Source organism: Bacillus sp. SB49, assembly GCF_000469135.2.
Taxonomy (GTDB): Bacteria; Bacillota; Bacilli; order Bacillales; family Halobacillaceae; genus Halobacillus.
Window position 1 is genome coordinate 1,022,469 of the sequence record NZ_CP048117.1, and the last position, 26,169, is coordinate 1,048,637.

General features: G+C 46.8%; 31 protein-coding genes. 17 read left to right on the forward strand and 14 right to left on the reverse strand.

The window, feature by feature from the left end; translation table 11 throughout:
* Window positions 1-114: 114 nt before the first annotated feature.
* From M662_RS05230 to M662_RS05255, 6 genes are all read left to right on the forward strand, one after another.
* Window positions 115-582 carry a hypothetical protein gene (locus M662_RS05230; protein ID WP_008634628.1) on the forward strand — a complete coding sequence of 156 codons (468 nt, stop codon included), beginning with the start codon at window positions 115-117 and terminating at the stop codon, window positions 580-582.
* A 112-nt stretch (window positions 583-694) separates the two neighbouring features.
* Entirely contained in the window at window positions 695-1,240 is a 546-nt protein-coding gene (locus tag M662_RS05235) for a YhcN/YlaJ family sporulation lipoprotein (protein WP_008634629.1), read from the forward strand.
* A gap of 224 nt (window positions 1,241-1,464) precedes the next feature.
* Window positions 1,465-2,874, forward strand: coding sequence for a SpoVR family protein (locus M662_RS05240; protein ID WP_008634638.1), 1,410 nt, complete (start codon window positions 1,465-1,467; stop codon window positions 2,872-2,874).
* Between the two features lie 198 nt (window positions 2,875-3,072).
* Window positions 3,073-3,609, forward strand: coding sequence for a hypothetical protein (locus M662_RS05245; protein ID WP_008634641.1), 537 nt, complete (start codon window positions 3,073-3,075; stop codon window positions 3,607-3,609).
* A 169-nt stretch (window positions 3,610-3,778) separates the two neighbouring features.
* Window positions 3,779-4,669, forward strand: a complete 891-nt coding sequence (gene dat, locus M662_RS05250; RefSeq protein ID WP_008634643.1) for a D-amino-acid transaminase — start codon at window positions 3,779-3,781, stop codon at window positions 4,667-4,669.
* A 113-nt stretch (window positions 4,670-4,782) separates the two neighbouring features.
* The gene (locus M662_RS05255) at window positions 4,783-5,229 is read left to right on the forward strand and encodes a hypothetical protein (RefSeq protein ID WP_235601453.1); all 447 of its coding nucleotides are present in this window, start codon (window positions 4,783-4,785) and stop codon (window positions 5,227-5,229) included.
* 25 nt (window positions 5,230-5,254) lie between these two features.
* Here M662_RS05255 and M662_RS05260 read toward each other — a convergent pair whose 3' ends face one another.
* The gene (locus M662_RS05260; RefSeq protein WP_008634660.1) at window positions 5,255-5,890 is read right to left on the reverse strand and encodes a YczE/YyaS/YitT family protein; all 636 of its coding nucleotides are present in this window, start codon (window positions 5,888-5,890) and stop codon (window positions 5,255-5,257) included.
* A gap of 133 nt (window positions 5,891-6,023) precedes the next feature.
* On the opposite strand from M662_RS05260, the gene M662_RS05265 reads away from it, so the two are divergent.
* Entirely contained in the window at window positions 6,024-6,773 is a 750-nt protein-coding gene (locus tag M662_RS05265) for a (S)-benzoin forming benzil reductase (RefSeq protein ID WP_026578316.1), read from the forward strand.
* A 37-nt stretch (window positions 6,774-6,810) separates the two neighbouring features.
* On the opposite strand, the gene M662_RS05270 is transcribed toward M662_RS05265, so the two are convergent.
* The 3 genes from M662_RS05270 to M662_RS05280 all read right to left on the reverse strand — a co-directional run bounded on the left by M662_RS05270 (window position 6,811) and on the right by M662_RS05280 (window position 9,409).
* The gene (locus M662_RS05270; protein WP_026578317.1) at window positions 6,811-7,788 is read right to left on the reverse strand and encodes a S66 family peptidase; all 978 of its coding nucleotides are present in this window, start codon (window positions 7,786-7,788) and stop codon (window positions 6,811-6,813) included.
* Window positions 7,789-7,905: 117 nt separating this feature from the next.
* A complete protein-coding gene (locus M662_RS05275; protein WP_008634666.1) occupies window positions 7,906-8,445 on the reverse strand; it encodes a dihydrofolate reductase family protein in 540 nt (179 codons plus the stop codon).
* A gap of 94 nt (window positions 8,446-8,539) precedes the next feature.
* Window positions 8,540-9,409, reverse strand: coding sequence for a DMT family transporter (locus M662_RS05280; RefSeq protein ID WP_008634668.1), 870 nt, complete (start codon window positions 9,407-9,409; stop codon window positions 8,540-8,542).
* Between the two features lie 129 nt (window positions 9,410-9,538).
* Between M662_RS05280 and M662_RS05285 the strand changes: the two genes are divergently transcribed.
* Complete coding sequence (locus M662_RS05285; protein WP_008634674.1) at window positions 9,539-9,835, forward strand: hypothetical protein; 297 nt, start codon at window positions 9,539-9,541, stop codon at window positions 9,833-9,835.
* A gap of 24 nt (window positions 9,836-9,859) precedes the next feature.
* Window positions 9,860-10,426, forward strand: coding sequence for a GNAT family N-acetyltransferase (locus M662_RS05290; protein WP_008634676.1), 567 nt, complete (start codon window positions 9,860-9,862; stop codon window positions 10,424-10,426).
* A 29-nt stretch (window positions 10,427-10,455) separates the two neighbouring features.
* On the opposite strand, the gene M662_RS05295 is transcribed toward M662_RS05290, so the two are convergent.
* Window positions 10,456-11,964, reverse strand: coding sequence for a SulP family inorganic anion transporter (locus tag M662_RS05295; RefSeq protein ID WP_051348945.1), 1,509 nt, complete (start codon window positions 11,962-11,964; stop codon window positions 10,456-10,458).
* 205 nt (window positions 11,965-12,169) lie between these two features.
* Here M662_RS05295 and M662_RS05300 point away from each other — a divergent pair, with 205 nt between their 5' ends.
* The gene (locus M662_RS05300; protein WP_026578319.1) at window positions 12,170-12,589 is read left to right on the forward strand and encodes a universal stress protein; all 420 of its coding nucleotides are present in this window, start codon (window positions 12,170-12,172) and stop codon (window positions 12,587-12,589) included.
* Window positions 12,590-12,642: 53 nt separating this feature from the next.
* Here the strand turns inward: M662_RS05300 and M662_RS05305 are convergent, their stop codons facing one another.
* From M662_RS05305 to M662_RS05315, 3 genes are all read right to left on the reverse strand, one after another.
* Entirely contained in the window at window positions 12,643-14,280 is a 1,638-nt protein-coding gene (locus tag M662_RS05305) for a putative ABC transporter permease subunit (protein WP_008634681.1), read from the reverse strand.
* A complete protein-coding gene (locus M662_RS05310) occupies window positions 14,273-14,995 on the reverse strand; it encodes an ABC transporter ATP-binding protein (RefSeq protein ID WP_008634682.1) in 723 nt (240 codons plus the stop codon). The genes M662_RS05305 and M662_RS05310 overlap by 8 nt, the downstream gene beginning before the upstream one ends.
* A 66-nt stretch (window positions 14,996-15,061) precedes the next feature.
* Window positions 15,062-15,565 carry a GNAT family N-acetyltransferase gene (locus M662_RS05315; RefSeq protein WP_008634692.1) on the reverse strand — a complete coding sequence of 168 codons (504 nt, stop codon included), beginning with the start codon at window positions 15,563-15,565 and terminating at the stop codon, window positions 15,062-15,064.
* 89 nt (window positions 15,566-15,654) lie between these two features.
* Here M662_RS05315 and M662_RS05320 point away from each other — a divergent pair, with 89 nt between their 5' ends.
* Together M662_RS05320 and map are read left to right on the forward strand one after the other, a co-directional pair.
* The gene (locus M662_RS05320; RefSeq protein ID WP_026578320.1) at window positions 15,655-16,209 is read left to right on the forward strand and encodes a sugar O-acetyltransferase; all 555 of its coding nucleotides are present in this window, start codon (window positions 15,655-15,657) and stop codon (window positions 16,207-16,209) included.
* A gap of 87 nt (window positions 16,210-16,296) precedes the next feature.
* Complete coding sequence (map, locus tag M662_RS05325) at window positions 16,297-17,052, forward strand: type I methionyl aminopeptidase (RefSeq protein WP_008634701.1); 756 nt, start codon at window positions 16,297-16,299, stop codon at window positions 17,050-17,052.
* A gap of 73 nt (window positions 17,053-17,125) precedes the next feature.
* On the opposite strand, the gene M662_RS05330 is transcribed toward map, so the two are convergent.
* The 3 genes from M662_RS05330 to M662_RS05340 form a co-directional block, all read right to left on the reverse strand.
* On the reverse strand, window positions 17,126-17,323 hold the full coding sequence (locus tag M662_RS05330) for a cold-shock protein (RefSeq protein ID WP_008634702.1): 198 nt from the start codon (window positions 17,321-17,323) through the stop codon (window positions 17,126-17,128).
* Between the two features lie 195 nt (window positions 17,324-17,518).
* Window positions 17,519-18,370 carry a hypothetical protein gene (locus tag M662_RS05335; RefSeq protein WP_008634703.1) on the reverse strand — a complete coding sequence of 284 codons (852 nt, stop codon included), beginning with the start codon at window positions 18,368-18,370 and terminating at the stop codon, window positions 17,519-17,521.
* A gap of 20 nt (window positions 18,371-18,390) precedes the next feature.
* Window positions 18,391-19,218, reverse strand: coding sequence for an alpha/beta fold hydrolase (locus M662_RS05340; protein ID WP_008634704.1), 828 nt, complete (start codon window positions 19,216-19,218; stop codon window positions 18,391-18,393).
* A 95-nt stretch (window positions 19,219-19,313) separates the two neighbouring features.
* On the opposite strand from M662_RS05340, the gene M662_RS05345 reads away from it, so the two are divergent.
* Window positions 19,314-20,093 carry a cobalamin-binding protein gene (locus tag M662_RS05345; protein ID WP_026578321.1) on the forward strand — a complete coding sequence of 260 codons (780 nt, stop codon included), beginning with the start codon at window positions 19,314-19,316 and terminating at the stop codon, window positions 20,091-20,093.
* 20 nt (window positions 20,094-20,113) lie between these two features.
* Here M662_RS05345 and M662_RS05350 read toward each other — a convergent pair whose 3' ends face one another.
* Window positions 20,114-20,950: an MBL fold metallo-hydrolase gene (locus M662_RS05350; protein ID WP_026578322.1), complete on the reverse strand. Its 837-nt coding sequence runs from the start codon at window positions 20,948-20,950 to the stop codon at window positions 20,114-20,116.
* A gap of 189 nt (window positions 20,951-21,139) precedes the next feature.
* Entirely contained in the window at window positions 21,140-22,540 is a 1,401-nt protein-coding gene (gene nhaC, locus M662_RS05355; protein WP_008634710.1) for a Na+/H+ antiporter NhaC, read from the reverse strand.
* Window positions 22,541-22,940: 400 nt separating this feature from the next.
* On the opposite strand from nhaC, the gene M662_RS05360 reads away from it, so the two are divergent.
* From M662_RS05360 to M662_RS05375, 4 genes are all read left to right on the forward strand, one after another.
* The gene (locus tag M662_RS05360; protein ID WP_026578323.1) at window positions 22,941-23,681 is read left to right on the forward strand and encodes an AzlC family ABC transporter permease; all 741 of its coding nucleotides are present in this window, start codon (window positions 22,941-22,943) and stop codon (window positions 23,679-23,681) included.
* The gene (locus M662_RS05365) at window positions 23,678-23,971 is read left to right on the forward strand and encodes an AzlD domain-containing protein (protein WP_026578324.1); all 294 of its coding nucleotides are present in this window, start codon (window positions 23,678-23,680) and stop codon (window positions 23,969-23,971) included. Before M662_RS05360 ends, M662_RS05365 begins: the two co-directional genes overlap by 4 nt.
* A gap of 61 nt (window positions 23,972-24,032) precedes the next feature.
* A complete protein-coding gene (locus tag M662_RS19445) occupies window positions 24,033-24,431 on the forward strand; it encodes a hypothetical protein (protein WP_201276725.1) in 399 nt (132 codons plus the stop codon).
* Window positions 24,432-24,553: 122 nt separating this feature from the next.
* Window positions 24,554-25,087 carry a GNAT family N-acetyltransferase gene (locus M662_RS05375; protein ID WP_026578325.1) on the forward strand — a complete coding sequence of 178 codons (534 nt, stop codon included), beginning with the start codon at window positions 24,554-24,556 and terminating at the stop codon, window positions 25,085-25,087.
* Between the two features lie 37 nt (window positions 25,088-25,124).
* On the opposite strand, the gene M662_RS05380 is transcribed toward M662_RS05375, so the two are convergent.
* On the reverse strand, window positions 25,125-26,003 hold the full coding sequence (locus M662_RS05380) for a cation diffusion facilitator family transporter (RefSeq protein WP_008634720.1): 879 nt from the start codon (window positions 26,001-26,003) through the stop codon (window positions 25,125-25,127).
* Window positions 26,004-26,169 lie beyond the last annotated feature (166 nt).

Consider the following 26,169-nt stretch of genomic DNA (forward strand, 5'->3'; position numbering starts at 1 on the left):
TCGTCACATTTATGGGAATGCCGACACATTGTTACGTATTTCTTCCGCAAAATAAAGCGAAATTTGTTATGATGGAGTGGAAAAGTTTTGCTGTGATGGGGGAGAGTCGGGTAAATGAATAAACGAGTAATGCTGTACATAAACACAGGAATCACCGCTTTATTCGTCATCAGTCTGTTCATAAGTTTTGCAACGATGGAAGCGGAAGGAACGCACCAGACATGGGTGACGATTACGGAATGTGTTGGAGGTGCTTCCATACTATTGGCAGGTATTTCTTTGGTTTACTTAAAAGATGAGCACCGTTTCGTGCCATTATCTATATTGTATTTTTTTGCCCCATGGCTTTTGTATGCACTCGGGCATGAGATCGGTTTCGATGCATCGACACCTTACGTATGGGCCTGGTTTATCGGTTTGTACCTTCTGTTGATTGCGGGCTTCATCCTGATCCGCATGTTTTATTTTAAAATGCACGGTGTTTATCAATTAATTCCGGCAGTCCTTCTATTTGTGAACGGAATCCTGTTGGTTTACCTTCTTTTTCTTCAACTATGGTGGCTGCTGCCATTCGGTTCTTAAGCCGACCCCCGGTCTTCTTCGGAAGGCCGGGTTTTTTTGCCTCTGTTTGCTGTCGCATATTTAGAAGGTACCCACACATACTACCCATAAATCCATGGAAGGAGGTAGACGCATGAAAATAAAAGCACTTGCTATCGGACTGTTGGCAGCAACGTCGCTTGTAGCCTGTCAAGCAGAACAGGAAGCGAGAGATAACGATGCCAATTATGACGGTGTTCAGAACACAAGGTTTGAACGCTCCGCCGACAATATGTATGAAGAAGGTAACAATGCCAATCAGTATGACAATGACCGCGGAATGCAGCATAATACGAATTACCATGTAGCTAAAGATGCAGCAAACCGTATCGAGAAAAATGTCAAAGGCGTCAAGAATGTTTATGTGTTGAAAACACGTGACAATGCCTATGTAGCGGCAGAGCTTGATAATCCAACCGGAGACAAGAACGAAGTTTCCGATGAAATGGAGAAGCAGATCAAAAAAGCGGTGAAGGATTCGGACCAGGATATTAACAATGTCTATATTTCCACGAATCCGGACTTCGTTGATTTGACGAACAACTATGTACAGGATGTAGAAAACGGACAACCTGTACGTGGTTTCTTCCGTGAATTCGGAGAAATGGTTGACCGGGTTTTCCCGGACCAACGCTCGTAAGGAAAAGCCCAATGCCCTTCGTGGGTCTTGGGCTTTCTTTTTTTGGATAGGGGCGGGTCCTCTAAATTTTCACTGCAGTCTGAAAGAGCAGGATATACTCCTGTACATAGTAACTTAAAACAGATAGAAGGATGCGTGTCGATGTTCTAACTTGGCTCATTCCTTCATGTTCACGGTCCCCCTTTCATATAGTTAAGTAAGCGAAATTGAAGGAGGGGGCATCTTTGAAGCCAGATGACCAAAAAAAACTGGAATATGCCATCAGGGAAATAACAGAGATTGCTAAAGGTTTCGGACTGGATTTCTATCCGATGCGGTATGAGGTCTGTCCTGATGATATCATTTATACATTCGGCGCATACGGCATGCCGACGCGATTCTCTCATTGGAGCTTTGGTAAGCAGTACTATAAAATGAAGCTTCAGTATGATTTAGGACTGAGTAAAATATATGAACTTGTCATTAATTCGAATCCCTGCTACGCGTTTCTGCTCAATTCCAACAGCCTGATCCAGAACAAGTTGATTGTTGCCCACGTTCTTGCACACTGTGACTTCTTCAAAAATAACGCCAGGTTTCAGAATACGAAGAGGGATATGGTCGAGAGCATGGCGGCAACGGCCGAAAGGATTGCTGCATACGACCGATTATATGGTAAGGAAGAAGTGGAATCTTTCCTGGATGCTGTTCTGGCTATACAGGAACATATCGATCCTTCGCTCGTAAGGCCGAAACTCGCCTGGTCTTTGGATGAAGAGGAAAGTGAAGAGAAGGCCCCGCGTACGGTTTACGATGATCTGTGGAAAATGGATGAATCTTCCTCTGAAGAGCAGCCAGCCTTCCGTAAGAAAAAGAAGTTTCCGCCTCGTCCAGAAAAGGACTTGCTGTTGTTTATTGAACAATACAGCAGGGATCTCGAGGACTGGCAGCGGGATATTCTGACGATGATGCGTGAAGAAATGCTCTATTTCTGGCCTCAACTGGAAACGAAAATTATGAACGAAGGGTGGGCGTCCTTCTGGCATGCCCGTATTATCAGAGAAATGGACCTGACAAGTGACGAAGCGATTGAATTCGCCAAGTTGAATGCCAGTGTTGTCCAACCGTCGAAGACACAGTTGAACCCTTATTACCTCGGACTGAAAATTTTTGAAGACATAGAAGAGCGTTATAATAATCCGACAGCAGAAATGAGGAAACACGGTATTGAGCCCGGAAGCGGTCGAGAGAAGATGTACGAAGTACGGGAGATCGAGTCCGATCAGAGCTTCATCCGGAACTATTTAACGAAGGAATTGGTGCGTCAGGAGGATTTATATCTTTTTCAAAAGCAGGGACAGAAATATAAAATAACCGATAAAGATCATGAATCGGTAAGAGATCAGCTCGTAACGATGCGTGTCAATGGAGGGTTTCCTTATCTTACCGTCCAGGACGGTGATTATATGAAGAGCGGCGAGTTATATATTAAGCATCATTTTGAAGAGGTGGAGCTTGATGTTGGGTACTTGGAGAAGACGCTCCCATACATTCATCAGCTCTGGGGCCGCCCTGTCCATATGGAAACACTCATAGAAGGACGGGACGTCGTGTTCAGCTATGGAGGAAAAAAGATTCAAAAGAAATACTTGTAAGTACCGGACGGCCCTGTGAAAGGGCCGTCGTTTTTTTACATAAGAGACTTCCAAACGACAGCATCTGATCCGACGCTTGGGGAAAGCGGGTTCAAGGAGGAGGATGCCGTCGGATTTTCACGTTCAACGATCGCTCTATCAGAAGGGTTTCTCTGCTATAATGGCGGTAAACGTTACCATTCGGGGGAGGCGTGGAATATGAAACGTGTTCGTTTGGCGATTGCAGGTCTCGTTGTCCTTCTGATCATCTGCTGTTTCTTTTATTTCGATAATCGTAAGTTAAATCAATTGGCTGGTGATGAGTTGTATCCTATGGCAGGCGAACCTACACAGCATCCACAGCCGCTGACAGCGTCGTCGGTAGATATAGGGAATACGGGAATCCACGTAACGAGACTGTACAGTACCAATGCTTCTAAAGGGCTTTTTATGGGCATCTGGTATGGAAAGGGTAATAATAAAATGAATGCTGGTGAAAACGACTGGCTGATGGAAGACGGGGAAATCGATTTTCTTGTACAGGCCGTGGATACGAATGGAACAACCTTCAACGGTGAAATGAATGGTGTGATCCGAGGCACTTTCTCCACATTCCGGTATGTGAAGTTCGATAATTTCCATTATGATGATGAACTGGAGTCCATCACCCTCGCTTTCTACCCATTGATGGAAGGGGAGGAAGGAAAGGAGCCCTATCCCCATGCGTGGCTGGAAACATCGATTCCGGTAGAGTGACGAGCAAGGAATGGCTTCCTCCTGCATAGGTTAGTTTAAGACGGAGGACGGAGACGGACTGGTATCGGAAATGCTGTTTGTGCAAATATTTCGTAAATAATGCCCCTAACTTCTCTGTTTTCTGATACACTATTCGTTAATCGATATTAGGAGTGGAGGATGCTTATTCATGACGATCTATGACCATGTTTTGACAGAAGGCGGCTTTGTTGACCAGAACGATCTGCGTTACCCGTTTGAGGAACGGGGACTCCAATTCGGAGACGGCATCTACGAAGTCATCCGGGTTTACAACGGGACCAGTTATTTAATTCAGGAACATGTCGAGAGGCTGTACCGCTCAGCGGCGGCTGTTAAGATCAATGTTCCTTTTTCCAAAGAAGACATGTACCACAAGATGGAAGAGCTGCTTCATAAGAACGGGATCGACGGGGATGCCAAAATCTATCTTCAGATCACACGCGGATCTGCTCCACGCGACCACGTCTTTCCTTTAAATACAAATGCGAATCTTTATGCTTATGTGAAAGATCTTCCGCGTCCGGAGGCACTCCTTCGTGAGGGTGTATCAGCTGTAACACAGGAGGACGTAAGGTGGGATTGGTGCTACATTAAGAGCCTCAACCTGCTTCCGAACGTCCTTGCCAAGCAGGCGGCAAAAGAACAAAACTGTTACGAAGCCATTCTCCATAAACAGGGGGAAGTGACCGAGTGCAGTTCATCGAATATCTATTTGGTAAAAGACGGGAGCGTGTACACGCATCCGGCTAAGAAGAACATCCTTCATGGGTGTGTACGTATGCGAGTAGAGGCATTCTGCAGTGAGGAGGGCGTTTCTTTCATCGAGCAGGCGTTCCAGGTGGAAGACATATGGAATGCGGATGAAGTATTTCTTTCCAGCAGTACCTCAGAGGTGATGCCAGTCATCCAGGTTGATGGAAAACAGGTAGGGAACGGTGTGCCCGGGACCGTTACACGTACGCTTCAGAAGAAATATGAAGAAGATGCAAAGCTTTCTGCAGACGCATCTCTATTCTCCAGCGAAGTCGCAGCAGAATAGAAGTGGAACCCGCCCGGCATGAACCGGGCGGGTTTTTCGTGTGCGCTGGTTTCACGGGGCTCCCTTTCTTTTTCTATGGTATGCTATAATGCTTAATGAAATCTTCGGAGGGAGTGAGCGATTTGGCAGACGTCAAAATCGAAATGACGAAAGAACAATATGAAACGCTTGTGGAAGCGGTATTTCTTGGAACATGGATGGTTAACTCAACGAAGATGGAACTGGACGAAGCGTTTGAAGATGTTCGGGAACTTGTTCTATCTAAATATAAAGAAGCCGGATTAGAAGACCGTATCGTTTATCAGGATGCCATGGATATACATGACCTCGATGTGGATTATGAGTCTAAGCTGCTTGATACGCATGTGGAGGATTATGATGAATTCAGTTTCTGGGACAAGCTTGTGGAGAAGCTTACTGAAAAGGAATGGACAGAGAAGTATGGACCGATGGAAGGTTCTATGAATGAAGAGCAAATGATGAAGCGTCTGGAGATCGAGGAGAAGATCGGGCAGAAGCTTGAAGAAACTGGAGTAACGAAGCTTTCATTTGATAAGTAACGGACAAAAAGCGTGAGGCACGGCGTCACGCTTTTTGTTTCTCTTTTTTATTTGATTTCGTCCACATGCCCGCAACGGGTCGTGCGAGCGGGAAGGACCATTGAATAAACGGCCCGAGAAGGATGGCTACAAGTAATGTTCCGATACCGACCGGCGCTCCTAACAGGAAGCCGATCAAAGCCATTCCCGATTCGGTGAATATCCGGACGGTACTCTTTGATTGATTGGTCCTTTCGTTCATAATCATCATGAAATGATCGAGGGGGATTCTTGGGAATGGTGTACGCAGATAAAAAGCGATTCCGACAGCGGTGGCGATCAAACCGAGCGAGAAGGTCCCCCATTGGCTCCACCATGCTTCCAATTCAACGTCGGCAAGCATCCCGTAAAGAAAGATATCGAGCGTGCGGCCGCGTATAATGATTGGAATCAGCGATTCATATTGCGGCCGCTTTTTCTCCAGTTTGGCATTAATGAGAAGTAGTATGATGAATGCCGCAATCATGACGCTCCCGACAGTCACAGGCAGGTGCATCGATAAACCTACTGCGATACTGTCCCCGGGACCGACACCAAGACCAGAACGGATAATCAATGCCAGGCCGAGACTGGAAACGATCAGCCCTGCTGCATAGATGATAAACAATAAAAAGTATTTCATGGTCGTCTCCTTTGGCAAGATTCAAATGGACTGCGTATATCATATCGCTACCGGTGGGGGATGTAAAGCGATGCTGTATGGAGTGGTTTCGTCCTATAACGGGAACAGAAAAAAGAAAAGGAGGAGAAGATGAATGAACTATGCAATTATTACCGGTGCTTCACGTGGACTCGGAGAAGCGATAGCCGAGCAGTTGATGGATCGACAGGTATCTATACTTTCCTTATCTCGAACTTCTAATGAAGCGTTGAAACAGAGAGCAAAGGAGAAAGGGGTCTCTTTTTACCACGTTGCCTGTGATTTAAGTGAAGCAGAAGATACAGAAAGAGCGGTGGCGCGTGCATCCGAAATTGTCTTCCGACCGGATACGGATTACATCTACCTTGTAAATAATGCCGGTGTCGTAGAACCCATCGAGACGGTAGGTCAGTTGGACCCTGATTCGGTTTCCAAGCATATTCGAATAAACGTAACGGCACCGATGGTCCTCACTAATCATTTTTTGAAGGAAGCGAACAGCCGCAGCATACAGATGGGAATCATCAATATTACTTCCGGAGCGGCAGAGAAAACGATTCATGGTTGGAGTGTGTACAGCAGTTCGAAAGCAGCACTGAATAAGTTTACAGAGACACTGGCACTTGAGCAGAAAGATCGTACGCATACCATTATTTCCTTTAGTCCAGGCGTCATGGATACGGAGATGCAGGGCGATATCCGCTCATCATCCAAGGATGCTTTTGCTGATGTAGAAAAATTTAAAAAGCTGAAGGAAGAAGGCGGGCTGAGGTCACCGGAAGAGGTGGCCGCTGTCCTGATGAAACTGCTTGGGGATAAAAGTATAGAAAATGGGAAAGTATATCGGCTTTACGATCTAATTTAAAACGAAATCCGCCCTTTGGAGGGCGGATTTCGTTTTATTAATGCTTTAGAATTTCAATGCACGGGCTCTCATTGGAAGTGGAGATCCGTACACGTCCGCCGATTGGGAAGGTGAACATAGGCGTCGTATGACCGAAGCTTGCTCCGGCAATAATCGGTATGTGGTCGAGTTCCCGTTTGGAGCGGATGATGGCTGTAAGCTGTTCGTCTGTGATGTCTGAAACTTCCTGAAACTTTCCGAATACGATCCCCTGCACTTTATCAAAACCTGGTTGATGGAGCAGGGACTGCAAATCCCGATCGAATGTCCCTGCGTTCGTGAGTTTGTCATCTTCCAGAAATAAAACCGTGCCTTCCAGTGACGGCATATACTCTGTTCCTTGGAGGAGGTTGAGCGTGCAGAGATTTCCCCCCAGGGATATCCCTTCTGCTTCGCCTTCATTCAGAACGATACAGCCCGGATTCGGATGAAACGTTCTGTCTTCCTGATTTATGTACCATAAATCATCGCTCCAATGATCAGCAGGTGTGATGCTGATGGGTTTATCTGATGTCATCATATCAATGAAATGCTTGAAGGTGTATGCCGTCCCGCTTTTCATTCCGAACGTTGAAAAGTGGGGACCATTGTAGGTGACAAGACCTGTCTGTTTATAAATACTGCTGGAAAGAGCCGTAATATCAGAGTATCCGCAAAAAATCTTCGGATTTCTACCGATCAACTCATAATCGATGTAGCGGAGCAGCTGATTGCTGTCATAACCGCCGAGAGTCGTCCACACTGCTTTCACTGCCGGGTCGAGAAACGCTTCGTGCAAGTCCGATATGCGATGTTCAATAGGATTCGAGTGCAGAGATCTGTGCTCATCTGCATAAGTGCTGAAGGTCACGATAAATCCTGCGTCGGTCATCCGTTGTACAGCTAACTGCTTTTGATCCTCCGCTACAATAGCCAGCGATTCGGCAGGGGAAATCACACGTATTTCATCCCCTTGCTTCAATTTTTCAGGAAACATAGTCCAAGCCCTCTCTTTCTTTTGAAATTACTCAACTATATCAAATAGGGAAGAAAGAGTCTAGATAAATTTGGAAAATGGATCGAATAGAAGAGTGCAGCCGTAAAGAAGATGCGCCTACTTCTCCGTGGCAGTATTTCTGCGCGCATAGGTGACAAGCAGCATACCATCAGGATAGTGCTTCACGTCTTTGGTCATCAACTCTTCTTCGTGCTCATTATCGAGAAACAGTCGAATGCCTCTGCCAATTAACGTCGGCTGGATGGCTATTTGGAATTCGTCGATCAAGCCTGCACCAATGAAGTGGTGAATCAACTGGGCGCCACCGACCACCCATATGTTGCGGTCCTGCTCCTTCGACATAATTTGAATGAAAGGAACAATCTGCTCCGGTTCTAAATACGTCGCAAAATGATCATGACCTTGTCTGTGATCGCTGACCACATAAACATCCTTTGACTTGTAAGGGAACTCATCCGTCAATTCGAAAATATGGTCATACGTTTTCCGACCGAGAATGATGGTATCGATCGTTTGGAGAAACGCTTCATATCCGTAATCTTCATCGGTATCACTCCAGAGCCAGTCAATGCTCCCGTCCTCTCTTGCAATATATCCATCCAACGACTGGGCGATGTAAAGGATCACTTTTCCCATATCAGGTCCTCCTTCTTAATCGTACTTCAGACTAATCATAAAGAAAAAAGAGGCGAAAGAAAAGAAGCGCCCATTCACATGGACGCTTTCTTCTTCAGGCTTGTTCTGTTTTCTTTGCTTCTTTATTATTACGCAGGAACATGTACAGAGAAGCACCGAAGATGACGACATAGCCGATCACACTCAGAATATCAGGTATTTGTCCGAAGAGCAGAATGCTGATAAGGGCCGAGTACACCACTGTTGAATAGAAGAAAATAGAGATTTCTCTTGCTGGTGCGAACTTGTAAGCAATAGTCAGTCCGAACTGTCCGAGGGTAGCAAATAACCCGGCAGAGAGCAGGTAAACCCATTGTTTAACCGTCATCGGCTCATAGAACGCGATGGTAAACGGCAGAAGAATGACGGTGGTGAAGAAAGAGAAATAGAAAACGATCGTGTAGAATTTTTCTCTGTCTCCAAGCACACGAAGCAGCGTATAGGCACCTGCCGCAAATACTGCCGACAGCACCCCGGAGACATAGGGAATGAACTCTACCGAAAACTGTGGCTTAATAATAAACAAGGTTCCTACGAATGCGATAATAACAGCAATGATCTGATAAAGACGAGCTTTCTCTTTCAAGAAAATCGCTGAAAAAATGATCAGAAGAAAGGGACTCAATTTATTAAGCATGTCCGCATCCGAAAGGACCAGATGATCGATCGCATAAAAGTAAAGAACGATACCGATTGCTCCTAAGGTGGATCGGGAAAGCAGAAGCACCTGGTTCTCCTTCTTGCCAAAGAGCCGCTCTTTATTGTAAAGAACGAAACCGAATGCGATGACGGCAGAAACCAGATTACGGAATAATGTCTTTTGAACGGTGGGCACATCTCCTGACAGCTTGACAAATGCAGCCATCATGGAAAAGCCGAATGCTGATATCAATAATAGGATGATTCCTTTGTTTCGATTACTCATGATGGGTGACCTCCTGTTGTTCTTAGGATATACAAAAAAACACCTTTTCCATCCTAATACAAATTTCCTGCGAAGAAAAGGGAGAACACTCAAGCCCTGTTCTTTAGAAAAGAATGAGGTATACTAAAAGTGAATAAGGAAAGGACGGTTCTTATGATTTGTTCCCATCCGGTTTATTGGAAAGAGCGGAAGATCGAGAATAACAGACAAGTTTATATAGAGCATGAAGCGGTGCTCGAGCTGTTCGAGGACAGAGTCCAGGCTCCTGATGAACAATTCACCATGGATCAAATCCACGATGTTTCCTATAGAGGATTGTCGGAGACGTATGGTTTCTTCTATTTACACACGATTAAGGGTGTGCGGACGTTTATCGTCAAAGAGACGCCCCTGCACTGGATCGAGGCATTCCGGACGTGCAGGTGACATGAGTGATAGGAAGGGATATATGTGCGATCGGTAATAGAGAGTAAACGAATATATTTCAGAGAAGTGGAAGAGGGGGACTGGCCGGCCTTCTACCCGTTTGCTTCCAATGAAGAAGCGGTTCGCTATCAGCCGTGGGGGCCTAATACTCCGGAGGACTGCCAGTTTTTCGTCCGCCAGGTAATGTATGATCGGCAGCAAAGGCATCGCAGTCGCTTCGTTTTCGTTATTGTGAGCAGGCAGGATGGTGCGATTCTCGGTAATATGGAATTGAATATAAGGGACTGGGATGGTGTCGGGGAAATAGGGTTCATCATTAATCCTGATTATTGGGGAAAAGGGTACGCCACGGAGGCCGTACACCTTATCTTGGATTATAGTTTCGGTCTATGTGGTTTGCATCGAATTGCAGCGGTTTCCTGTCCGGAAAATAAGGCATCCATCCGAGTTCTGGAAAAAGCGAAGATGGTTAGAGAAGGCCTCTTGAGGAAGGATCTTTTCATTAAGGGGAAATGGATGGATTCTTGTGTTTACAGTATGTTAAAGGAAGAGTGGGAACAAGGAAAAAGAAGCGCAGAGCCTGCGAATTAGGCTTCCTGCGCTTCTTTGTTTACTTATGATTAATGATTAGACGCCGATGCGCCGGGTTTGTCGTACACAGCAAGGCGTTCTACGAGTTTGGAACTGTCCTTGTTAAGTCCGACAACGGAAACGTCTTTTTCATGTTCTCTGAATTTGATGACAAGCTTGTCAACGGCTCCGACTGCGGAATCATCCCACAGATGGGCGTTTGTAAAGTCTATTTCTACGTGATCCGCATCGACGGTGTAGTCGAATTGCTTAATTAAGTTCTCGGTAGAAGCAAAGAACACCTGTCCGCTGACACGGTACACGATTTTCTGTGCCCCCTCATCCAAGGAACGTTCGACATGTACTTTAGATATTTTAGCAGCGAAGAAAATCGCGCTCAAAAGTACACCCGCAAGGACACCGCGTGATAAATCGTGCGTCATGACGACAGTACCGACTGTAATGACCATCACGGCTGTATCGGTAATCGGTGCCTTATGAAATTTAGTTAAGGAAGACCAGTCGAAGGTTCCGACCGAAACCATGATCATAACACCTACGAGCACAGCCATCGGTATTTGTACAAGCAGATCGTTAAATACGATGATCAGCAGCATCATGAAGATGCCGGCAACTAAAGTAGACAATCGTCCACGTCCGCCGGAAGAGACGTTGATGACAGATTGGCCAATCATCGCACAACCGGCCATACCACCGAAAAGGCCGGAGACAACGTTAGCGACCCCTTGGCCGCGAGCTTCTTTGTTCTTATCGCTTTCCGTGTCTGTCATATCGTCAACGATTTGAGCAGTAAGCAGGGACTCTAGCAACCCGACGAAGGCTAAAGCCAGGGAAATCGGAAAGATGATCTGTAATGTCTCAAACGTCAACGGAATGTCAGGCAGTAGGAAAACGGGGAGGGTACTGGACAATTCCCCCATGTCTCCTACCGTTTTAAGTCCTGTCCCTGTTGTAATGGCGATGATTGTCATCACGATGATGGCAACGAGCGGGGACGGCACAGCTTTTGTGAACCTGGGCAGAATATAGATGATAGCCAGTGAACCTGCAACCATCGCATACATCGCCAACCCTGCTCCTTCAAAGTGAACGAGCTGAGAGGAGAAAATAAGGATGGCCAGTGCATTCACAAATCCGACCATGACGGAGCGCGGAATAAAGCGCATGAACCGGCCGATTTTCAGAACACCAAGCAGAAACTGCAGGATACCTGTCAGAATTGTGGCGGCAAGCAGATACTCGAGTCCGTAATCTTTGACCAGAGTAACCATCAAAACAGCCATCGCACCTGTAGCAGCGGATATCATCCCGGGACGTCCGCCGATGAATGCGATGACGACAGCGATACAGAAGGAAGCGTACAAACCTACCATGGGGTCGACTCCAGCTATGATAGAGAATGCGATTGCCTCAGGGATGAGCGCCATAGCGACGACCAAGCCTGAGAGCACATCGTTTTTTACGTTTCCAAACCATTGTTGTTTAATTGTAAGAGTGTTCAATCGTGCACCTCTTTCCTTGTTATTTGAACTGTCCATGACAGTCCTTCATTCCGGCAAGAACGATGAGATTATAACACTTATTCCAGATGAAACATAATGCGATGTAAGCGTGAAAATCCTGTTCATGCGCTTATATTCTTATCTTTACTCTTTTATTCTCTGTTTTTCGCAATTCGGATAGTGGGGTGAATATACGTGGAAACAATCATGGTAGAATAAGGATAAGAAGGGGGGAGGAACCATGTTCGCGAAGATATTAGTTGCTGCTGACGGATCCAAGCACTCGTTCCGGGCTGCAGAAAAAGCGGGGGAGCTTGCAGCAATGCAGGAAGATGCGGAGGTGACCGTTCTTTACGTAGTGGATAAAGAGAAAGCGAAGTCGGATGTGTTAAATGCTGGTGACAAGGAGACAATCGATCAAAGGAGAAAGGAAAGGCTTCAACCTGTGGAAGCTATTTATAAGGAAAAAGAGGTCCCTTTTCAAACGGTCATCTGTCATGGGGACCCTGGTCCGACTATCGTAACCTACGCTAACACGGAAGCCTTCGACCTCCTTGTTATCGGGAGCCGGGGATTGAATACTGTGCAGGAAATGGTGCTGGGAAGTGTGAGCCATAAAGTAGCGAAGCGTGCCGACTGCCCTGTCATGATCGTCAAATGAAGAGAAAGGCTGTTTCAGTAATAAAAGGCATGGGGAGTCCCCATGCCTTTTGATCAGCTGATTTTATGATACTTCTCTCTGACCATTTTATTTAATAGGAGATGGCCGAGGGTGATTAAGAGTAATAGGAAAGCAAGTACGATTCCGGTAGTCATCCAAAGTCCTTCCAGGCTGCTGTGCCACAGGAAGAAGATGAACAATCCGAATAGGACTGCTTCGACAGCGAGAGGTACAATCGTAATGAACCGGCCCTTGAATACTTCCCGTTCATCTGTCCAATTCAATTTCGGACTGTACAGGTCGATCAGCATTCCCCCGATGCCGGCAAGCCAGCTCATAGCCAGGGAAAGAAGGAACCAGATCCCCCAGATAAGCAGTGGAACTTTGAGTACGATCAGCGCCCCGGCACTGATAATGACCAACGTGAGCAGGTTCATCGTAAAGGAAGTCCACAGCTTACTGAAGATGACAAGCTTTGGCTGGATGGGTAAGTATAAATGATTAAACCAGCTCTTCCCGTCCCGGGAGATAGAAGAAAAGGAAGCTGGATTAACTCCAAGAGCAATGACAGCTACACCAAATGTCCCCAGTATGGCTTTTTTACCGGGAATATCAGCTAACTGTTGGCCGAAGCCGGCCATCGGACCATTCATATCCATTAGAAGGATGACGATCAAAAACACAGGAAAGAACAGGCTCTGCACGAAAATCTGTGTAAAGAACGTCGGTGTCCGAAAGATGACCCGCATCTCTTTCTGCCATAAACGAAGAAGAAGTGGACGTCTTTGCAGGCTTTTATCAAAATCTTCGGATTGGAAAGTGCTGCGTCTTCCGCCGGATAGTCCAAGCACCCCGCGGAAGTAAAGTTTCTGACCTATGGAAGCGAATAGAATAACAGCGGCGATCGCCAAGGCAATCATCAGCAGCAGGTAAAGGATCCCTCCCACACTGGCAGGTTCTGTAAGGGCGATACTGCTGAAATAAGCAGTCGGAACGAATTTCGTTACCATTTCCAGAAGGCCGTTCTGCTCAAGGAGCAGAGCAGCTATGTCGCTGTTTGTCCCACCATCCATACGGATAAGGACATTGATACCGATAGCAAATACAAAACCAAGCATTCCGACGATGATTTTCGTGCGGTCTTTGTTCTTAGAAATATTAGCGAAACGCATGATGAACATGACCAGTATCGACGTCACGACGAACGGAATGATCGGTGTAATCACCCACATGATTATGGAAAAAAAGTAATAAAGCACGCCGGCTCCGCTGTTCAACCCGTAAAAGATTAACGAAGGCAGCAGCAAAGCTGTATTTAATAAGTATAAAGAAAGAAAAGGGACAGCCGATTTCCCAAACAGGATTTGATATGGCTGTAAAGGAAGAGGAATAAAGGATTCAACGTCTTCCGCAAAATAAAATGAACTCAGAACCGTCCCAATGCTTAAGAAAAAGAACAAAATCGTCATCAACACAAATAAAAGTCCGAGAATAAGATTTTCCATACCGAGCGGCTCAAAGGCGGTGTACATATTGCCTATGATACCGTTGAGAAAATAAAGGATCATTAATCCGAAGGGGATGAGTGCAATAACGAGAAAACCGTAGCCCAGCTTTTCACTATTGCTCTTCCCCTGCATGGAGAGCTGCATTTTCAACATGGCTTTCGTCAGGATCCACGCTTTATTCATTTTCCGTCAACTCCAGGAACAGCCTTTCCAGGTTGTCATCTTCTTTGAACTGCTGCCGCATTTCCGTCATATTGCCTTGGAACTGGACATGGCCGTTATGTATAATAGCTACCTCATCACAAAGCTGCTCCACCACTTCTAAGACGTGTGTCGAGAAGAAGACGATCTTCCCTCTGGCGGCATGGTCACGCATCAGCTCTTTCAATGTATAAGCGGACTTTGGATCGAGTCCTGTCAAAGGTTCATCCAGAATCCACACATCCGGGTCGTGCAGCAGCACGCCGGTGACGACTATTTTCTGCTTCATCCCATGAGAGTAGGTTTGAATATGGTCATTCAGTGCATCATAAATACCAAAGCTTTTTGTAAGTTCATCGATTCTCCGGCGTCGTAAATCCTCTGGAACCTCGAAAATATCGGCAATGAAGTTTAAGTATTCGATTCCTTTCAGGCGGAGAAATATATCAGAGCGGTCCGGAACATATCCGAAGAGGCGCTTCGCTTTCATTGGATCTTTTGATATATCAACCCCGTTCAGGGTAATGCTCCCATCATCGATCGGAAGAATACCTGTCATCATTTTAATAGTCGTCGATTTGCCGGCGCCGTTTGGTCCTAAAAATCCGAAGATCTTCCCGTCAGGAATGGAGAGGTCCAGTTCCCGGACCGCCTGTTTGCCGGCGAAGCTCTTGGATATCCGGTTGATTTCTATCATATTTATCTACTCCTTTTATCAACAAGTTCTCACTACATGTACGGTCGAGGGCCGGGAAACGTTTCATTATGTAAGGAAGCACTCCATATGCTCTTCATCAAGGTACCGTTTCTCCAGTTTGACCGCATGTTTCTCCGTACCGTATGTCTTGAATCCAACCTTGGCGTAAAGTCTTTTTGCTGCTTTGTTTTCTGTGACGACGGAAAGGTGAAGCAGTTCGATGCGGATGGCTTTGGCGAATTGCATCACTTCGTTCATCAGCATTTCCCCGCCGCCCGATCCGCGGATGGAAGGTGTGACATACATGGCTACGATATTTGCTTTATGTAAGTACTTTGGATGCGTTTCTTTGACAAGGGTGACAACTCCGGACAGTTTTCCGTCTGAGAAAAGTCCGAATGTCCTGGAAAGATCGTTGTCCAGTCTATCTGCCGTTGTTGGAATAGGGTCCGGTCGCTGTTTCTCCTGGGCGTAGGTGGTGAGGAAAGCGTCCGGGTTTGTCAGCAGTGCTTCGAGTCGGAGTTCATAATAGTCCGCTGCATCTTTCCCGTTCAGTTCTCTAACTTGCATCGAATTCCCCCTTAGTAGTGGTTCCTAGACTAGCTGAAAACTATGGTAAAGTAAAGAAAGAAATGGAAACCTATGACGGAGGTGCGAGAATGACGGAAAAAGAAAAGATGTTAGCTGGAGAATTATACGAATCGTGGGATGATCAACTCGTTGTGGAGCGGTCGCGGGCGAGACAGCTCACCTACGCGTTGAACCATACGAAAGAGTCTGAATCCCATTATAGGAATCAATTGCTGCACGACCTTTTCGGATCCATTGAAGGAGAAATGAGCCTGGAGCCTCCGTTCCATTGTGATTACGGCTCCAACATCCACGTCGGGGACGGTTTCTTTGCAAATTTTGGATGTATCTTTCTGGATGTATGCGCGATTACAATTGGAAAAAGGGTACTGCTTGGCCCGCAGGTGCAGATTTATACCGCTACCCACCCGATGGACAGAAAAACAAGAGCAAGCGGGCTGGAATCGGGAAAGCCGGTCACCATTGGAGATGATGTATGGATCGGTGGTAATGCCGTCATCTGTCCCGGGGTTACAATCGGTGATAATGTCATAATTGGTGCCGGCGCTGTCGTAACGAAAGACGTTCCTTCCGATGTTTTCATTGGAGGAAACCCTGCGTCTATCATTAAAGAAGTGGAATAAGGGCTATGGGTGGTCGTTCTTTCATTTTTTCGTTATCATACTATATGGTGAACACATACGTAAGAAGATAGAAAGGGTTGAACCTAAATGATTAAACGTAAGAGTCGGAGAGAAATTGAGAAGATGCACGAAGCTGGTAAACTGCTGGCAAGTGTACATGAACGTCTACGCAGCTTCATCAAGCCGGGCGTAACGACGATGGAAATTGAACAATTCGTAGAGAAATACTTGGCGGAACACGGAGCGACAGGGGAACAGAAAGGGTACCAAGGGTATGAATTCACAACATGTGCTTCCATTAATGATGAAATCTGCCATGGATTCCCTCGCACCGAGAAATTAAATGCCGGCGATATCGTAACGATTGATATGGTCGTAAACTTGAACGGCTACCTTGCTGACTCTGCCTGGACGCACGCGGTTGGAGAAATCAGTGAGGATGCCCGTAAGCTGATGGATGTAACGAAAACGTCCCTTTATAAAGGGATTGAGCAGGCAGTGCCGGGTAACCGCATTGGAGATATCGGTCATGCCATTCAAAGTTACGCAGAAGGAGAAGGGTATTCTGTCGTCCGTGACTTTACTGGACACGGCATTGGTGAATCCATTCACGAAGACCCATATATCCCTCACTTCGGAGCTGCCGGTAAAGGGGCACGTTTGAAAGATGGTATGGTCATTACGATTGAACCGATGATCAATATCGGTGGATGGGCAAGCCAGATGGATGAAAACAACTGGACAGCACGCACCGTAGACGGATCCTTGTCTGCTCAGTACGAGCATACCATTGCGATTACGAAAGATGGTCCAATCATCTTAACAGAGCAAAGCGAAGAATAAAGAAAAAGCCCGGCAATGGATGCCGGGCTTTTTCGTATAAAAAAACTCCCCGGAAAGGGGAGTTTATACGTCCTTATTTTTGAACGTTAGCTGCTTGTGGTCCACGCTGACCTTCTTCGATTTCGAAAGTTACAACTTGACCTTCTTCAAGAGTTTTGAAACCTTCTTCTTGAATTGCAGAGAAGTGTACGAAGACGTCGTCTTGACCTTCTACTTCAATAAATCCGAAACCTTTTTCTGCGTTAAACCATTTTACTGTACCTTCAACCATGTACAATTACCTCCTGCGTGGAACATCCACATTGTATTACTATTCTTGCTCTCTTCAATTCCATCAAGACGACATCTTTCAAAACATCTTCTCTTGCATGAATCTGATTGAACAACGAATAATTAACATCAGTATAACAGATGGCCCAATTGAATGAAAGCCCTATCTCGAAGAAAGTTGCCATTAATTTGGATGTTATTCCTGGGGCTGTTTTGTGTATGCTTTATTCAGCAGAGCGAAGAGGCTTTTCTCTACAATCGCATCCACATCCCCCTTAGGAATCCTGACTAATTCCGGCAGAGAATATCCCTGTTCGAGAAGGTGGGAAACAACGAGCCATCCGGTGTAATTGGCCTCTTTTTCGTAACCGGATGCGCCTGTACCTTTTGTAAAGGAATAGAGTGCTTCATAATCCGTCCGATGGAGGTGTGGAAGAATGTTGATCATCACCCGGTTAGGTTCACGGGTACATCCCTCCTGATCCCACGTGAAGCAGGGGTCAAATCTGCTGTCGTCCTCGAGAAGAGCCTGAGTCGTATGGAGAGCGACCCCTTCCTGGAATAGGAGCTGTCCAAGCGTCCTGGTGAAGCTCGGGGCAAGACCCGAACGGCTGCAGTGTACGACTCGGGCCAGTTCCTGAATCAACCGGGATTCACTCGCTTCCAGCTCAACCGGGAAGCAGAGGGTATAAGTATCTTCTTCTTTAACGATGAAAGGGTCCGTTTCAAAGGTGCCTACGAAGAACAGCACGGTCAAAGATATCGGCTCTGTGTACCGCATTGTTTGTTTTATATAATCGAAACGATCGTTCAAGTCCACTGGGTCCATTTCAAAATACTTGATACGTTCGTAGGCGAGAGGGTACTGTCCCCACCCATATTCAAGCATTTCTTTAGCGAGCTGGTCATTCTGGTATCCCGGAGGTGTGTGGGGAAAAGCGTAATGTTCCTTCCAAAGGCTTAAGCGTTCATGCGGAGGTGTTTTGGATGCCAAATCATAAAACGTTAAGAAACGATCCAACATTTGTTCACACTTGACAGCAGTCATGATGATCTCCTCCCAATGGATTATGGTTTATTTAAGAATTCCAATCTTTTATTCCACACTTCTTGAGCATCACTGCCGATCCAAATCAAATGACTGTCCGAGTCGACTTCAAATATTTCACAATCACGGACGTTTGACTTTAAGAGAACGGCATGGGCATAGGGGACGGAGCGGTCATAATGGGAATACATTCCAAGTACCGGTACTTCCAGACGATCCATCACCGGGACCTGATGTCTCAAATCCGTCCGAAATCCTTTGCCGGAACGGGAAGTGGCAATCATGTCATAAATGAAGCGACGGTCGTTTGTAGACAACTCCCGGACGATATGATCGGCATCTTTCGTTGTTAACTCTGCCAGCATCTGTTTGATGACGAGGTCCGGAAATAGGGTAAGCATCGTCTTCAAACTTTTCCAAAACACTTTCTCAGCCGGGCCGAATAACACTTGTGCCCGCCGTCTTACTTTTTCTTCCCAAGGCATGGTCATTGCCGCTTCCATGATCAGCTTGGACACACGATCAGGGTGATGCAGTGCCAGGGCGATGCCGGTAGGACCTGCGGCTGATACAGCAATGACATGGACCTTCTCCAAACGTAAATGATTGAGAACTTCAATGATCGTATCGGCGAAAGCGTCAGGCGTGCGTCCTGTGGATATATCCGTTCCATCGTATCCTGGACGGGAAATCGTAAGCAGGGAATAGCCTTCATAGACAAGGCTGCCGTGGGAAAGGTCGGTTTCCCTGGTGCAGTGCCCGCCTTTCAGAAGCAGCACAACAGGGCCGACTCCTTTATATGTATATTCAACGACTCCTTTGGACGTATCGAGTAATGCTGTCGTCATGAAATCAGCCCTTTCTTTCATTTTCCATAAATTAAATATAAGCTATAATGAAGGAAATTGAAACATCAGATGATTCTGAAAAAAGAGGTGGGAACATGAGAATTGTGTCGATTTCTCCTAGCAATACTGAGATTGTCGCGTATTTGAATCAGACACATCTGTTGGTTGGTGTCGACAATTATTCTGATTACCCGGTGGAAGTAAAGAAGCTGCCAAAACTTGGCCCGGATTTGTCCATAGATATGGATAAAGTGGCTTCTTTGAAGCCTGACCTCGTCCTTGCGTCGTTATCCGTTCCGGGAATGGAGAAAAATATCGAAGCACTGGAAGACCGGGGCTTGCCCTACATTATATTGAAGGCGGACAGTCTTTATGAGATCGGCGAGGAAATCAGGAAAGTAGGCACAGCTCTTGGAGTAAAGCGGGAAGGAGAAGCAAAAGCATCGGCATTTCTCGCAGAAATTGATTCCTATCGACAGAAAAACAGGGAGAGTGGGGTTCGTCCTTCTCTTTACTGGGAGTGGTGGCCCAAACCGGTGTTCAGTCCTGGAGGAAAGAACTGGTTGACGGAGATAAGCGAGCTGGCTGGTGCTGTCAATATTTTTGCTGACAAGGATATCGCTAATTATAAGACCGATTGGGAAGAAGTGAAGAGGAGAGATCCCGATCATATCTGCATGGTCTGGGTCGGCGTTGCGGAGGATAAGATGAATCCCGATCTACTAAAGAAAAGATCAGGGTGGAACGGGCTTAAGGCGTTAAAATACGAGAGGATTCACGTCTTGGAGGAATCGTTGTTCTGTCGTCCTGGTCCACGTCTGCTGGCTGGACTTAGACAGCTTGATACTTTACTAAATGAAAAAAGAGACGGATGAATTTCCGTCTCTTCGCCGGGCTAATGGATGTTTCGCTTATGCTTCGGCACCGCGAGCTCTTTGAAGTTTTTTGCGAGCTCCTCCAATTGGGTCGTCAGGAGCTCTCCTTCCATTGGAAGCCCATGACCGGTAATCGCTACTCCAGGGTTCAGTGCAGCCAATGCCTTGACGGATTTTTCCGCATCGTCCCAGTTATGAGTGAAATAGGCAGGTGGCCCATGGACGTGTTGATGCTGAATGAACACAGCCATACTTGACTCCTGTTGAACCGTGATAAAGGCGTCGCCTGCGATCAGCGTCCTGTCCTGCTTTCTGAACAAGGAGACGTGTCCCGGTGTATGTCCCGGGGTGTGAACGATACGCCAATCCTCTAAAAAAGGAAGTGTTCCATCTTCCGGAAGCGGGTGAACGTATTTGCTCAGATCGACCGGATCTGTTGGGAAGAACGGGGACAACAGCGAGAAGAGCCCGCCTCCAACTGTAGCATCTCCAACCGGATAATCCCGTTTGCCTGTTACATAATCCATCTCCAACGGGTGAATATATATGGGTACTTCCCAATGGTGCGCGAGCTTCTTCGCAGATCCGACATGGTCGAAGTGACCGTGAGTGAGGAGGATCGCCCGCGGGGGATTGTCCTGTCCAAACCTTTTTTCTACCGCTTCAATAATCCGTTTGCTGTAATGAGCTATGCCGCAATCGATCAATACCCAGTCCTTGGTGTCCTTGTTTCCTATAAATACCACATTTGCAATCAGTGTTCTATAAAATGCAAGGTCCGGAAGAACTTCCTCTGCCTCTGCATGCCCCATATGCCAATCGTCATTCGAATGTTCTCCATGCTCGAACGTTTCCAATCGCTTCACCTCTTTCTTTTCCTTTCTTTATTTTGAGTGGTTCGCTCCTGCTTTATTCAAGAAGAGGGGATGCGGAAACAGGATATGGTAATAAGGCTTCCGATCTGCGTTAAAGGTATGGCTTTTCCTGTCAATATTTCTTCTGAAAGCTGAAAAAAAGAGCGCAGAGTGCGCTCTTTTTACCTTTGTTCAATTCACTTTTCGATATGTTTCTTCTGCTTTCGGTGTCAGAGTCCTTCCCGTCAATCCGAAAAGGATCGTGAGTATCGGACAGAGGATACAGAAGAAGGCGAAAGGTAGGTAATCCAGCACCGAAACCCCGAGAACGTCGGCAAGGAAGACACCGCACACGCTCCACGGAACGAGCGGATTGATTACTGTACCGGCATCTTCCAGTGTCCGGGAGAGGTTCTTCTTCGCAAGACCTGCTTTCTCATACACGCTTTGGTATGCTTCTCCTGTCAGGAGAATGGAAAGGTATTGCTCTCCGATAGCAACATTGATCCCGATGGCTGTGAGTGCTGTCGAAACGGTCGCTGCCCGTGCGGACTTCAAAGTGCTCTGAACGCTGGAGAGAACGGCTGGTATCACTCCTGTAACAAAGAATAATCCTCCTAATGCGAGTGCCAGAATGACGAGAGAAACGGTGAAGAGCATTCCGTTCATCCCGCCACGGGTTAGCAACTGGTCGATGACTTCGTTTCCAGTCGTTCCCTGAAAACCTCCAAACCAAGTACTCCATAATGCCTGCCAGTCAAGGATTCCCCGTAAACCTGCGATGACAGTGGCAGTCATACTGCTGATGGCGAGAGATAAGAACGCCGGTCTTTTGGTCATCGTCATGATAACTAAGACAAGAAGAGGAATCCAAGACGTCCAATGCATTAATCCGGTGTCCACAAGACCGATACGAAATTCATCCAGTGCTTCTGTATTCGTCGATGCATCAGGAGACAGAAATATGAAAAGCACGAAAGTCAGAATGGAAGCCGGAATAGTCGTCCAGGCCATATTTTTGATATGATCGAATAAGTCGACCTTTACGACGGTAGAGGCTAGGTTGGTTGTATCTGACAATGGTGACATTTTATCTCCGAAGAAAGCACCGGAGACGATTGCTCCCGCTGTCATGGGTAAGGAAACATCTGCGGACTGTGCTACACCCATAAAGGCGACACCGACAGTTGCTGCGGTTGTAAAAGAACTCCCCAGGGCGACGCCTACGATGGCTGTGACCGCGAAGATGATGGCCAGGAACCAAGGACCTCCGGCCAGCAGGAAGCCTGTATTCATAAGTACGGGAATGGTACCGCTCGCCATCCAGCTGGAAATAAGTATTCCGATGACGAAGAATAACAGAACGGCTCCCATTCCCGTCTGAGCACCTTCGACCATTCCGTGCTGCAATTGCTTAAACGACATCTTCTTTAAGAGACCGTAACCGATCATGATGAAGATGCCGATCAGAATCGGTACATGGGGAGTTGCCTGCAGACCTATAATGAAATAACTGATGACTCCCACTGTGATCAAAAGCATAATAATGGATTCTATGATGCCGGGCAGTGATTTGGGCTGTAAATGTAACATATCCTATTCCTCCTGTTCTTTTCTGCATACAAAAAAGCCTCGTCCTGGATCAGGGACGAAGCTTTACTCCGCGGTACCACCCTTGTTGGTAAGATAACTTACCCGCTCATTTGGTGTATCATCTGCAGCGAACCCTGTAATTCAAAGTTGGAAGGGCCCGGATTTCCACCATTTCATCCGGTCTCTGACTGCTGCTCTTTCCACTTCTACTTCGGAGTTCCTGATACGTATATATTCTTTTTCGCTTGAACGCTTTTGTGCAATGAAGTAAGTAAATACATAATATGAAAAACAAGGCTCCATGTCAATGGTTTTTTATGCTAGTCTATTTTCTTTGATCCTGATATTCTGTATATTGTAAATATTGTGAAGTTCTTAGTCGATCAGGAGGGGTTGCTAGATGGGAGCATCACTAATTGGAACGCCTGTTCCTGCGACACGTTTACATATGGTAAGGAACGGGATTGTTGCAGGTATGCCGATCATGCTCGGTTATCTCCCTGTAGCCTTGACCTATGGCGTACTGGCGGGAAGGTCGGGGATGACTATGGTGGAATTGACCTTAATGAGCGTATTGGTGTTCGCCGGAGCTGCGCAATTCCTGGCTGTAGGTATGGTGGCTTCGGGAACCGGAATCATTGAAATCATCCTTGCTACATTCGTTCTTAATTTTCGTCATTTTATCATGAGCTTTTCTTTTGTCAATCGTTTAAAAGGGATTGCCGTTAAACCCAAGCTTCCGATGGCGCTTGGACTTACGGATGAAACGTTTGCTATGTCTTCCTTATATAAGGATCCTGCCGACGAGCGGCATGGAGCGTATTTCTATGCGTCTCTTATTTTGACTGCTTATGTTTCCTGGGTTGCGGGTTCTTTCTTCGGAGGAGTGCTCGGGGATGTCATGCCGGAACGTCTGAGTGACAGCATGGGAATTGCGTTATATGCGATGTTTATCGGACTATTAATTCCATCTTTAAAAGGAAGTGTTCGAGTCGCATCCATAGCAGGAGCGGCTATGCTCATTAATTTTATTTGTCAATCCCCTGAGATGAGTGAAGGATGGTCGATTGTTCTCGGTACGGTAATCGGCGGCTTCCTCGGGATATGGATGCCGGATGAAGAAGGGGGAGAAGGTAAGTGATCGTTTGGATGATTATCGGTATGGCCGTTGTTACAGCCATCCCTCGCATTGCTCCGGTATGGATTGCCGGGTTCGTCAGCTTTCCTCCTTGGGTGGATCGGTGGTTAAATGCCATTCCTTACGCCGCGTTAGGAGCGTTAATCTTTCCTGGTATTCTGCGTGTAAAGCCGGATGCCCCGCAGGTCGGTATCATTGCGGGTCTTGCGGCCGTTTTGTTAGCCTGGCTGAAAGTACCCGTCATAGGAGTGGTTCTTGGTGCGGTCATCGTGGTGTTCCTCCTGACGTTGTAGGCACACCTCTGGTTGGGGTGCATATCGTATAAGGATAATTCGCGGAAGGGATTTGATCGTTATGTACCGACAACAATGGTTTCCTTTCGGGCCGCCGGGACGACCGCCCGGCCCTTCAGGCCCCCCTGGACCTCCAGGGCTCCCACCCGGGCCTCCAGGACCGCCGTTTGGAGGTGGAAGTGGTGCAGGACAGCTGCCGCCCCCTCCGCCCCCTCCTCCGCCGGAACCGCAGCAAAATCAGTACCAGTCTCCTGCCCCCCTTGCTGTGGATCCGCAGTCTCTGTTCGGCTGCATGTACCGGAATACGTGGATTCGCTTAGAGAATGGCAGCTCTTTCTGGTTTTATCCGACGTTCATCGGGAGGACGTCGGTCGCGGGATACAGATGGCAGCGCCGCCGGCAGCAATGGGTTTATACCGGTTTCGACACCCGGTTAATAGCAAGCTTCCAGTGTAGATAAGGGAGAAAGGATGATGCCCTCAGGTATCATCCTTTTTTATTGACGGCCGCAACGGGAAGAAGACTGCTATTTACAAGGCATTCTGATACAATAGAAGCATCTTAAGTGAAGGGACGAGTACCATGCCTGAAGTAAGAACGGCCCGTTTTGAAGATGCAGCCACTATAGCAGAAATACATGTGAAAAGCTGGAAATCTACGTATAAGGATCTAATAGCAGAGAAGGACTTAAGCAATACGACGGTCGAACATCGAATCGCGTTATGGGAAACCGTCCTGAAAAAACCGGTGAACGGTCAAATTGCCTATGTCATTGAGAACGATGATCACGAGCCCGTAGGATTTGTTTCCGGGGGGAAAGAGCGGACGAAAAACTACGGGTATGATGGAGAAATATACGCGATTTATTTATTGGAAGAATACCACGGAAAAGGATACGGAAAGCAGCTGCTGAGAGCATTTACGGAAGGAATGCTGGAAGCCGGATATCAATCGCTGCTCGTATGGGTGCTGACCAATAACCCGTCCAGCCGTTTTTATATTAAATATGGCGCCGACCCGGTGGAAGCGGAAAAGGTGACCATCGGACAAGGAACATACGAGGAGACTGCGTATGGATGGCGTAACCTTTTAGATCTTTTAGGAAAATTAAACTGAAGAAAAGCCCCTGCTGGAATTCCAGCAGGGGCTTTTCTTAATCCTCTTCTTTTTCGTAGGGCTCGATGTGAATGTGGGCATAAGTAATGTTGTTCTCTTTCTCCAAGTGGTCTTCGATTTCATCTGTAATGTCATGCCCCTGTTGAATGGTGATGTTGGGATCGACGTGAATGATCGCATCGACCAGTGTTTTGTTTCCTTGAAGACGCGCTTTCACATCCTTTACCGCCCACACTTCCGGATGAGAAGCAATGGCTTCACGTATGTGCTCCAAGTCCCCTTCATCGTATCCGTCGGTAAGGGTATGGGTGGAGTCCTTGAAAATATCCCAAGCGGTTTTGCATATGATGAGGCCTACGATAAGACCTGCCAGAGGGTCCAGCCAAAAGACTCCGAACTGGGCGCCGAATATCCCGATCGCTGCGCCGATACTGACAAGGGCGTCGGAGCGGTTATCCTGTGCTGCGGCATAGACGGCACTGCTGTTGACCGACTTAGCAAGGTTTAAATTATAGCGGTAAACGCCATACATAATGACAGCGGCGACAAGAGCGGTCCAGGCGGTCAGCATCTGCGGCTGCGTTGATTTCTGTTCCAGGATGTCCTGAACGGTACCGATAATTACTTCCAGACCGACGGTCATCATGATAAACGCTGCAATCAGGGAAGCGATTGTCTCTGCGCGGAAGTGGCCGTAGTGATGATCAGCATCAGGCGGCTTCCTGGAAATTTTCAGCCCCACCAGTACAGCGATAGAGGCGATTACATCGGTTGTATTATTCAATCCGTCGGCTCGAAGCGCTTCGGAATCACCGATGGAAGCAATCGTCAGTTTGGCGATGGAGAGGATGACGTAGGCAATGATACTTACCCAAGCTCCACGCTCACCTTTCTTCAAATTATCGTAATCATTCATTCTTCAACCCCCGATGTATTCGGATAAAAGCAAGATATAGCTTACCAGATACATTTTCGTTGAGTCTAGAGAAAAAATGCTTTCCACAGGCATCTTGCTTGGCTGAGGTAAGGATAGTTGCCTTTGTTCAAAAACTCAATGGTGTTTAGTATGTGGAATCTTTTTG